We start from the raw sequence: 10,358 nt of genomic DNA on the forward strand, positions 1-10,358 counted from the left end.
CCCGCGGCCAGGGCCTGGGCGTAGCGGGCGTTTACCTCGGCGGCCTGCACCTGGTCGTAGAGCTGAAGCGTTTTCCATTTGCCATGTTGCTTTTCTATCCAGGCGAGCCCTTCGAACGGCTCGCCCTGGGCTTGGCCTTCGGCGTCCCGCTCATTGCTTATCCGGTAGGCGATAACCGCGATACCGACCGCGTCGTTGCGCATCACCTCCTGGATGGCATCGAGTACAATGGGCCGATCGCGGCTGTCGCTCGTTGCATAATAGCGTCGGAGCGCATCGATTGGCTCAGCGCCATCGTTAGGAATGCGGACTGTGTGCCCCGGGGTAAGCGATCCGGTGCTGATGTTATCACCGGCGAACGCGCTACCATACACCAGTGCCACCGCCCAGAGCGCGACCGGTAGCCCGCGCAGGGATGAGCAACGACTCAAGAGTGATCGTATCGTGTTCACCATGTTCTCCGCGCTTCAGCGAGCTCTAATCTGTGCGAGTTTCCACGCGCCATACTGCCGCACCAGGTCCAGGTAGACGCGGTTGTTGCTCACCGCGGCGGCCTTGGCCTTGCCGGTGACATCGACGGCGACACTGGCGTGGTCGCTTGCCAGGCTCACCACCTGTTTGCGATCAAGGCGCATCCATTCCACGTTCTCGACCAGCGACCTTAGTCGACCCGGTTGAGCGCCGTCGCTCCACATACTGGCGACCCGCGCATAATCGGCCCTGCTCAATGCGGCGTAATAGGCATCGGCAAAGGCGAGTGCCCCCGCTGCATCTTGGCTGGTGCTGGTGCTATTTCCGGTCTCCTGTGACGTGACCCTGGGGGCAGGGGGCCCGATACATGACCCGTCTTGTTCGCCGTGTTGTCGGACCAGTCGCCACTCATTGCCAGTCCAGGAGAGGTCGAGACAGCCTTGCCAGGGCCTTATTGATTCGCCGCGATTGTGTCCTTCCACGCTCACCGCGACCGTCGCTTCTTGGGCGGTCAGCGCGACCACCGTCTTGCCCTTGACACTGAAGCCCTCGACGAGTGAGACCAGCGCGCACAGTCGTCCCGGTGGGGTCACCCACATGGCGGCCACGCTGTCGCAGCCCACATGCCCGAGGCTGCCGTAATAGCTGTCGACAAACGCCAGTGCCCGCTGAGTCAGTGCCTTCTTGATACATTCGACCAGGCGTTCCCGGACTTCGACGACGTGCTTGCCGCTAGCAAATGTCTTGTAGTAGTCGTTATAGGCCTCGCAAGAGCCGGCCTTTACCGTCTGCCGCCACTTCTCCTCGTCGGTATCGGGAGCGACCGGAGCCACCGGGGCCTCGGGGGTTGGTGCAGTGGTCGGCGCCACTGGGGCCGCCGGGGTTGCTGGAGTCGTTGGAGTCGTTGGAGTTGCCGGGGCGGCGTTACAGAGTCTCGTCGTCTTCTGTGAGGCCAGTTTGGCGTAGACGCTATTGGGGAACAGCACGAGAAAGTCCTGATAGCCCTCGCAACTGTTCTTGCCTTCGGCCAGGCCCCAGGCGTGCATTTCTTTGATGTCATTGCTGCTGATTGCGCGATTGCTCGGGTTGTCCACCGGCGCGGCAGTCGCCGCGTCGGTTGCCGGACAAGGCCCCGTCAGGCAATAGCGTCCCGGTTCGACCACGCCCTGAGTCAGTACCTCCGGCGCCTGCTGTCCATAGCGCCGGTTGAAGTCGTTGGCCACCGTCTGGAACAACCGCGGTACATCGATACCGGCATCATTGATGTGCTCCAGCAGGATGGCCGAATAGGGGCTATGCTCGCCCGTACCGTCCGCCACGGACTGTCCCGCGGCCCCCGAGAAGGCGACGATGCGACCGGCGGTTCCCTGCGGTATGCGTCCCAGCCCGCGCGATCCGGCACCGACTGAAACGCTGCGCGTGGAGCGCCGCAGCGTCTCGGCGAGCGCCGGAATGTCGCGACAGGCGTCGAATACCGCAACGGTGAGTTCGGCATTGGCATCGAGCCAGCGCAATGCCTGATTCAGGCTCACGCCCTTGCGTTCCAGCAGGTCGATATCATCCGCCTTCACATCCACCGGCAGCAAATAGGACTCGCCGTCGATTTGCATGCCGTGGCCGGCATAATAGAACAGGGCGATCTCGCTGCGCTCCGCGGCGTTGGCGAATCCCTTGATGGCCTTGACCATGGTCTCTTCGTCGAGATCGTAGACCGCGTCACCGCCCTTCTGCCCGGTGGCGTCGATCAGGGCGAAGCCGTTGGCACTCAGTCGGGCCGCCACCGCTTGTGCATCGACGCGCGGATTGGCGAGGCGGTTGAGGGCCTTATACTGCGAGTTGCCGATCACCAGGGCGACACGTTCACCGGCCGACACGGCCGGCGGCCCCATGGCCAGCAGCATCAGCAGCGCCAGCAGCGCCAGCAGATGGAGTGAGCCCCTGCCTGATATTCCAATCGGATTGCCGGTGCGATTCGGCTCCATTGGCATCTCTCGCAGCCATTCTTCGTGTTATGCGATAGCGTGACCAGTTGATCTCGCTCGGCCACATGACTGAAAACACCGGCACGGACGGACGTATGCATTGCCGTTCGGGCGTAAGGGACGACGGGTGACGGACGGCGATGGATGTGATCTGATCGCCCGACGGTGAAGGCTTTCACCCGTGAGATTCCACGCCATTTTTCTCAAGAAAGCAATCCAGCGACTGGCTGCAAGTGGGCGTGGACTCGGTCGGCCAGTGCACTGCCCGGTCGGGGCACTGCGGCCCCTGCGGATGTCGGGACGCAGCGCGTCCGGGGCGACGTTCCCGCGCGGCGCGTGGCGCGTGGCAACGAGAAGGGTGCCGGTCCTGACGGGCGTCGGTATAATCTTCAGGTTTAGCCGCACCCCGGCTGCCATGCTAGTCCCCACCTTATGAGCGATCTTCTCGACCAACTGCGCCGCCGCCGCACCTTCGCCATCATCTCCCACCCGGACGCGGGCAAGACCACACTCACCGAGAAGCTGTTGCTGTTCGGCGGTGCCATCCAGATGGCCGGCACCGTCAAGGGCCGCAAGGCCGCGCGCCATGCGACCTCCGACTGGATGGAGCTGGAGAAACAGCGCGGGATCTCGGTGACCTCCTCAGTCATGCAGTTCCCGTACGGCGACTCCATCGTCAACCTGCTCGACACCCCCGGGCACGAGGACTTCTCCGAGGACACCTACCGCACCCTGACCGCGGTCGACTCGGCCCTGATGGTGATCGACATCGCCAAGGGTGTGGAGGAGCGCACCATCAAGCTGATGGACGTCTGCCGGCTGCGCGACACCCCCATCCTCACCTTCGTCAACAAGCTCGACCGCGAGGGGCGCGACGCGGTGGAGGTGCTGGACGAGGTGGAGTCGGTGCTCAAGATCCAATGCTCGCCGGTCACCTGGCCGATCGGCATGGGCAAGCGCTTCAAGGGCGTCTATGACCTGCGCCACGACCGCACGCATCTCTTCAGTGCCCAGCACGGCGGCGGCATCCAGTACGGCGAGGTGATCGAGGGGCTCCACAACCCGCGGATGGACGAACTGCTGGGCGACCAGGCGGACGAGCTGCGCGTGGAGATGGAGCTGGTGCAGGGCGCCAGTCACCCGCTGGATCTCGATGCCTACCGGGCCGGTAAGCAGACCCCGGTCTTTTTCGGCTCGGCTATCAACAACTTCGGTATCAAGGAATTGCTCGACGCCTTCGTCGACTATGCCCCGCCGCCGCGTGCGCGCTCCACCGTCCAGCGGGTGGTGGAGCCGGCGCAGCCCGCCTTTACCGGTTTTGTGTTCAAGATCCAGGCGAACATGGACCCGGCCCACCGCGACCGGGTGGCCTTCCTGCGGGTGTGCTCCGGCAGCTACACCAAGGGCATGAAGATGCGCCATGTGCGCATCGGCAAGACGGTGCAGGTCGCCAATGCCATTACCTTCCAGGCCAACGAGCGGCTCGCGGTGGAGGAGGCTTGGCCCGGCGATATCATTGGCCTGCACAACCACGGCACCATCCAGATCGGCGACACCTTCACCGAAGGCGAGGACCTCAAGTACGAGGGAATCCCCTATTTTGCCCCGGAGCTCTTCCGCCGCATCGTGCTGCGCGATCCGCTGCGCATGAAGGCCTTGCAGAAGGGCGTGGTGCAGCTCTCGGAGGAGGGTGCCACCCAGGTCTTCCGGCCGCTGAAGAACAACGACATGATCCTGGGCGCCGTGGGCGTACTCCAGTTCGACGTGGCCGCCTTCCGGCTCAAGGACGAATACAATGTGGACGCGGTGGTGGAGCCGGTGTCGGTCCACACCGTGCGCTGGATCGGCTGCGACGACCCCAAGATGCTGGAGCGCTTCAAGGAAAAGGTCTACGAGAACCTGGCGATGGACGGCGACGACCAGTTGGTCTATCTGGCGCCCACGCGGGTCAATCTGGGGCTGACGATCGAGCGCTGGCCGGATATCCGGTTCTCGGCCACGCGGGAGCTGTAGAGTTAACCGCTCGTTCCCGCGCTCCGCGTGGGAATGCATCCCTGGCCGCTCAGCGGCCCCGGCCCGAACGTTCACGGTGCTGGAAACCTTGCCTACTATGATGGCTACAAACTTTTCGGGCGAGGTGGATACCCCGCCCGGCTCGGTAGTTGGTGCTACCCTAATGGCAGTGACGCGGCGCGTGACGACGAGCGCAACACCTTTAACCCAAGGAGATCATGATGGAAACTGAATCAATCGCCGCGCTGATCCGTGCCGGCATCCCCGGCGCCGAGGTGCAGGTGACGGGCGACGGCAGTCATTTCGAGGCGGTGGTGGTGAGCGCCGCCTTTGCCGGACTCACGCCGATCAAGAAACACCGCCTGGTGATGGACACTGTCCGGGAGCAGATCGCCAATGGTGAGTTGCATGCGCTCTCCATCAAGACCAGAACGCCGGCTCCGGCCGGCTGAGCAGGATGCAGGATGACAAGGCGCAGCCCGGGCCCAGGCCCGGCAGCCTGCCAGTGCTGTTCGGTGAACTCTCCAGCGCGCTGCGACCGGATGCGGCGCAGCAGCGGCGGCTGCGCCACTTGGCGAATTCTTTATTATTAAAGTGGTAGCCTCTTGCTGGCATTTCTCGATTGTGCAGCCATACTTAGAGTGTGCCGCAATTCACCAGCAGCGATGGAGGTAAGGCCGTGTTTCTCAGACACACAATCACCGGCAAGATGGTCGAGGTCCTGAGCCTGCGGGATCTCTTCAACCCGCTGCACGAGACCGTGATCGGCCGCTATCACTACGGCGAGGAGGCGCAGGACCCGGAGAGTTTCGACAAGGCTGAACTGTCCTTCTGCTCCAACGAGTCCATCCCCAAGTGCTGGACTGATCCGCATTACCGCGACGAGGAGGTCATGCGTCATTATCGACCTGATTAATATAATCAATGTGTTGAGTTAATTTTATGGCTCATATCTTAGGCACTGCCTAAGAAGTGTGACCGTGTGCGATCCTTTCCGTGTTCGGATCGTCGTCTTGTTCGCGGGCGAATGATGGACCTGTCACCAGGTCGCTATCGCGGCCGCGCAGGTAGCGGTTGGTATGGCCGGGGGTGGTGTGGCCCATGAGGCGTTGGGGGTCCAGGCCCTGGCGCTTGGCGTCGGTGGCGGACTTGGCGCGGATGTCGTGTAGGTGGGCGTCGGTGACTTCGGCGGCTTGGCAGGCGCGGTCCCAGAGTCCGCGCACGGCTTTGTAGCCGCGGACCTTGCCGTTGCGCTGGCCGAGCAGGAGGAGCTTGCGCGTGGGGTGTAGGGCGCGGGCGGTGTCGACGGCGGCGCGTAGGCCGGGGGTGCTCCAGGTGATGGTGAGGCGCTTGCCGGTCTTTTGTTGGCGGAAGTCGATGCCGTCGGGGGTGATGTCGGATTCGTGGATCCCGAGCACGTCGCTAATGCGCTGACCGGTGAGGTAGGCCAGATCCATGATGGCGCGCAGCGCGGGCGGGGCGGCGGTCCAGATGGCGCGGTATTCGGCGTCGGTCAGATAGCGGTCGCGCTTGTGGTTGGGGTATGGGGCGATGCTGATGACGGGGTTGCTGTCGACCTGGCCGGCGCGGACTGCCAGGTCGAAGGCGAGTTTGAGCACGGCGCGCAGGCGGTTGGCCACGGCGGGCTGGGGTTGCTGGCGACGCCCAACGACAACATCGCGAGCCAGGCTCAAGAGGATGGCGAACTGGCGCGCTATGCGGCGGGGGCGCAGGAGTTGGCCGATGGCGGGGCGGTGACGTATGGCGACTGGGAGCCGCTCAAGGGCGGGCTCGATATCTACAACCAGGCTGCGCGGCAGCGCGCGGTCTATGGGCAGGCGGGCGACGGCGTGCCGGCGGTGGGGGATGTCGAGATGGCCAACCGGCCGGCGCCAGACACGACGGACGCCACCGCGCAGACGGGGGGCAACCAACCCAAGGCGTTGCCGGCGCCGGTACCGAGACAGGAGGAATCCACCCAGGTCGCTGGCCGCCTGATGCCGATGCAGCGCGCTGCCGCAGATCCACGATTCAACGGCGTCATGGAGGATGGGGTGTTCCTCGATCCGATGGGGCGGCGCGACCAAGACCCGTCTGGGCCGGACCAGTCGGGAGCCCGCCCGCCGATCCGCGACAATGGCCCGGCGTTGGCGCGACAGGGGCGGATGGATGCGGTCTATCCGGCGCTGGTCAATGACATCTATCGCGCCACGGCACGCGCGGCCCCCGTAGCGACGCCGCAGCAGCGCGCCGCGACGCTGACCAGCGAACAGGCGCAGATGCGGCTTGGTTCCTCACCTGCCGCGGGCGCGACGCCGACGGTGACCAGCGCGGCGCCACCGGGCGCGCGGCCGATCAGCCGCGGTCCCGCTCGCGTGTGGGGGGTCGACGTGGCGCCCTCGGTCGCTCCCGATGCGTTTACTGGCGGGGGCGCCTATTCCGCTGCGGCGGTGCCGCAAGACCTGGGCGCGGAGTTCCAAAAGCGCGGGATGGCGCAGGCGGACCAAACCTCACAACGCAACCTGGCCCAAGCTGCGGCGTCTCCAGCCTTTGCGCGGCAGCGCGAGGCGCTGTCACAGACGGCACAGGCCAGCGGCGCCTCGCCGCTGGTGCTCGCGCCCGCCGCCGTAGGCGCGGCCCCCGGCCCCGACGCTGCCGCGCCCACCGGCAGCCCCGTCCTCGAGACCCTGGCTGCCAATCCCGCACCGACCAGCGTCAACCCGACCAGTACCGGCGTGCTCGGGCGCATCCAGCAGACGGGGCAACAGACTTGGCGGACCCCGGCGCCCAATCCGGACAAGGGCCCGACGGTGGGGAACGTGCTGGCGTTGTCACGGCTGGGGCGGGTGCCGACGCGAGCGGCAGCGCGTGCCGAGCCCTCCGAGTTCACCGTCGAGACATCGCCCGCGTCGCAGGCGGCCTATGAGCGGCAACTGACGGCCGCCGGTGGTGAGGCCCGCAAGGTCGGCGGGCTGACCCAATACGTGATGAACCGCGAGGCCCCCGTCACTGCGTCCGACCTGGGGCGCCAGGTGGGCCAAGGCGGCACCCCCCCAGAGGCTAAGGGCGCGGCGAACATCGCGCGGGTGACGGCGCCCGGTTACAAGACCTCGGGTGCCGGCATGTTCAGCCCGCAGGACACTCTGCCGGCGGCGCGTGCGGATGCCAGTCTGGCACTGGCGCGGCAATGGAATAGCCTGACCCCCGATGAGCAGGGCCGTCGGCCGGACGCCGTATCCGATGCCCTGGGACAGTCGCGGGTGGGCGCGGTGGCCCCGACCGTCGAGGAGCGGCGCCTGGCGCTGGACACCGCTAAGGCGGGCGCCGAGTTGGCTGACCGGCAGGCAGGGCGGACGGCCACGAGCCAGGGTGCTTCTCTCAGCCGGGTGCATGCCGAGCGCATGAAGGCGATGGAAATATCGCTGGGCTACAACAAGGACCAGCGTGCCGCGGCGGCGGCCTGGGATACGGATTATCGGGCGGCGCTCGACGAGGGCGATAAGGTCAAGGCGGCCGACGGCAACATGACCGGGCAAGGGGCGGCGCCGCCGCTGGCGCCGGAACAGCGCGATTTTGCGCTGCTGCATGGTGGGCTGATCAAGCGGGCCTATATGGCCGGCGGGATGAATCCAGATACCAATCTGGTGGCCGGCGGGGTGCGCGAGGCCGCGCGAATCCTCGTGCCGCCGGACCGGGCATTGGCGGAGACGATGAAACGGCTGGGGCTCAAAGAATCCAACGACCAGGCGCGAACGGAGGCTGCCGCGCTGGTCGACAAGTCGCGTCAGGAGGCCAAGGTGCGCGTCGAGCAGATGTTCTTCCAGCAGCGGAGTTGACCCATGGGCGTTCTTGAGGACTCACTGAACGGACTATCCCCGGCCCCGCCGGGCGGCGGTACGCGCGATCCGCTGTCGACCTATCGCGACCTGCTGGGCGCGCTGGATGCACCAGCGGTGCCGGCGCCCATGGACCTGTCACCCCGGCCCGGGGCGGGCGTTGCTGCGGTGGTACCGTCCGCAATGGACGCCGCGCCGCTGCAACCGTCTCGCCCCCCTGATGGGGGACAGCACGCCCGCGGCGGACCCGTTCGCGCCGCCCACCCAGACCGCGACCGTCCCGCCGGCGGAACACTATCGCGCCATGTTGGCGCAGTTCGACCCGGCACCGGTGAGCCCGGGCGGGGCCGCATCCGGCGAGACCTCGACGCAGCAACTGGCGCGGCTGCAATCCATCGGCGACAACAGCGGTTTCACTGGCAGCGTCAAAGAACTGGGCCGCTCCGCCGCGCGCGGGATCTACACGTTCCCCGAGTTTGCCGGAGAGGCCGCCACCGGGGTGGGGCGCGCGCTAGGCGTGGTGGCGCCATCGGATGCGGCGGATCTGGCGCGGCGCGAACAAGATCGGCAGGCCACGCGCGAGGGGATGCCCGCGTGGATGAAGGAGAGTGAGGCCAGCAAGGCCGAAGCGCACCCCTACGGCAGCCTGGCGCAAGCGGGCGAGTCGCTGGTGCAATCCCGTGGCCCGATGGCGGCGGGCGCGGCGGCGGGTGCCGTGATCGGCGCCGCGGCCACCTCCTGGTCCGGACCGGGCGCACTTGCCGGCGCGGGCGTCGGCGCCTTGGTCGGGAGCATCGCCGGCATTCTCGGCATGAGCGCCCAGCAGGGTGAACAGTCCTATGAGAACGTGACCAAGGCCCGGCTGGCGGCCGGCGACTCGGTGGAGGCGGCCAATCATGCGGGTGCCATCGCCGGGCTGTCCAACGCGGCGATCAAGGGCACCGGCGAGGCACTCGGGACCTACCTGCTGCTGGGCGCCGGCAAACTCATTCCGCCGTCGCTCAAGACCGGCATCGCCAAGGCCGTCGCCAGCCGGGTGGGCCTGGGCTCGCTGGTCGACGCGGGCGGCTCCACCATCGTGCACGCGGCCAGCAACCAGGGCGCCATCTGGGGCGCAGCCAAGGACGTAGCCTTCAAGCTGCTGCCCGCTGAGATCGCCACTGAGATGGGGCAGCAACTGGGCGAGCAAGGCGTTGAACACGCCTATGGCGCGGCCCCCCATCCCGGGATGGCCGACGCACTCCAGGTGATCGTCCCGACCATGGTCATGGTGGGTTTTGGGGCGGCAGGCACCCACACCTTTGGCGCCTACCAGCGTGCCGCCATCAACCGGTCGCTGGCCAATCCTGAGGGCGAACAAAACACCCCGCAACTGCGCGCCCGCGCGGCCGTGGCGGTCGAGGAGGCGGTTCGCCCGCACGATCCCGAGCTGGCGGACATCTGGCACCGCTACGCGGTGGCCGCCATCGGCGACAACAAGCCGATGGTGGTGGACCATGACGCCTGGTTCAAAGACACCCTGGCCAATGGCACCGCGGCGGGGCAGCAGATCGCCCCGGCGGATGTCCTGCCGACGGGGGATAGGCTGACCGGCGAGCAGCGCTTCCAGTCGCTCAACGACTCCGCGGCCGACTGGCGCGACCAGACCAACGCGCGGCGCCAAGCGGAGGCCGAACAGGCCGCGGCCAACCCGCCGCCGCCCACGGTCTCAGATCCGGAGCTGGAGAACATCGGCGGCCCGCCCGGCAGCGGCCAGGCGGCGGCCCCGCTGCCCCTGCCACCCGGCTTCACCGCGCCCAATCAGGCGGGCGCGCAGCCCCCCGTAGGAGTGGCCCCCGGGCCGCGACCAGACGCCGCGCCGACGCCACTGCCGGACCCCGACACCATCGACTGGGCGCCCGAACCGGTCAGTCGTGAGGAACGCCAAGGCTACACGCGCGAAGTCCTGCGCTCGCAGGATGGCGTCTGGGGCATGGCGCGTGTCATCAACCCGGACGGCGAGACCGTCAAGCAGCGCCTGGTCCCCTTCTCCGAGCTGGTGCCGCCCCCGGCGCCG

7 protein-coding genes and 1 pseudogene are annotated in these 10,358 nt (G+C 67.0%); 5 read left to right on the top strand and 3 right to left on the bottom strand.

What is annotated here, in order from left to right; all coding sequences use genetic code 11:
- Positions 1-452 (bottom strand): hypothetical protein (locus tag QZY44_RS01455; protein WP_295441264.1); only part of this gene is annotated, 452 nt, incomplete at its 3' end.
- Between the two features lie 15 nt (positions 453-467).
- Complete coding sequence (locus QZY44_RS01460; RefSeq protein ID WP_295441267.1) at positions 468-2,453, bottom strand: caspase family protein; 1,986 nt, start codon at positions 2,451-2,453, stop codon at positions 468-470.
- A gap of 432 nt (positions 2,454-2,885) precedes the next feature.
- Here QZY44_RS01460 and QZY44_RS01465 point away from each other — a divergent pair, with 432 nt between their 5' ends.
- The 3 genes from QZY44_RS01465 to QZY44_RS01475 all read left to right on the top strand — a co-directional run bounded on the left by QZY44_RS01465 (position 2,886) and on the right by QZY44_RS01475 (position 5,382).
- Positions 2,886-4,466 (top strand): peptide chain release factor 3, encoded by a 1,581-nt coding sequence (locus QZY44_RS01465; protein WP_295441270.1) that lies wholly within the window; start codon positions 2,886-2,888, stop codon positions 4,464-4,466.
- Between the two features lie 221 nt (positions 4,467-4,687).
- Positions 4,688-4,918, top strand: a complete 231-nt coding sequence (locus QZY44_RS01470) for a BolA/IbaG family iron-sulfur metabolism protein (protein WP_295441273.1) — start codon at positions 4,688-4,690, stop codon at positions 4,916-4,918.
- Positions 4,919-5,145: 227 nt separating this feature from the next.
- On the top strand, positions 5,146-5,382 hold the full coding sequence (locus QZY44_RS01475; protein ID WP_295441276.1) for an acetyltransferase: 237 nt from the start codon (positions 5,146-5,148) through the stop codon (positions 5,380-5,382).
- A gap of 49 nt (positions 5,383-5,431) precedes the next feature.
- Here the strand turns inward: QZY44_RS01475 and QZY44_RS01480 are convergent, their stop codons facing one another.
- Complete coding sequence (locus QZY44_RS01480; protein WP_295441279.1) at positions 5,432-6,106, bottom strand: tyrosine-type recombinase/integrase; 675 nt, start codon at positions 6,104-6,106, stop codon at positions 5,432-5,434.
- 12 nt (positions 6,107-6,118) lie between these two features.
- On the opposite strand from QZY44_RS01480, the gene QZY44_RS01485 reads away from it, so the two are divergent.
- A complete protein-coding gene (locus QZY44_RS01485; RefSeq protein WP_295441281.1) occupies positions 6,119-8,302 on the top strand; it encodes a hypothetical protein in 2,184 nt (727 codons plus the stop codon).
- 160 nt (positions 8,303-8,462) lie between these two features.
- Positions 8,463-10,358, top strand: a pseudogene (locus QZY44_RS01490) (hypothetical protein); the annotation flags it as partial.

The organism is uncultured Thiodictyon sp. (genome assembly GCA_903837595.1).
Lineage (GTDB): Bacteria > Pseudomonadota > Gammaproteobacteria > Chromatiales > Chromatiaceae > Thiodictyon.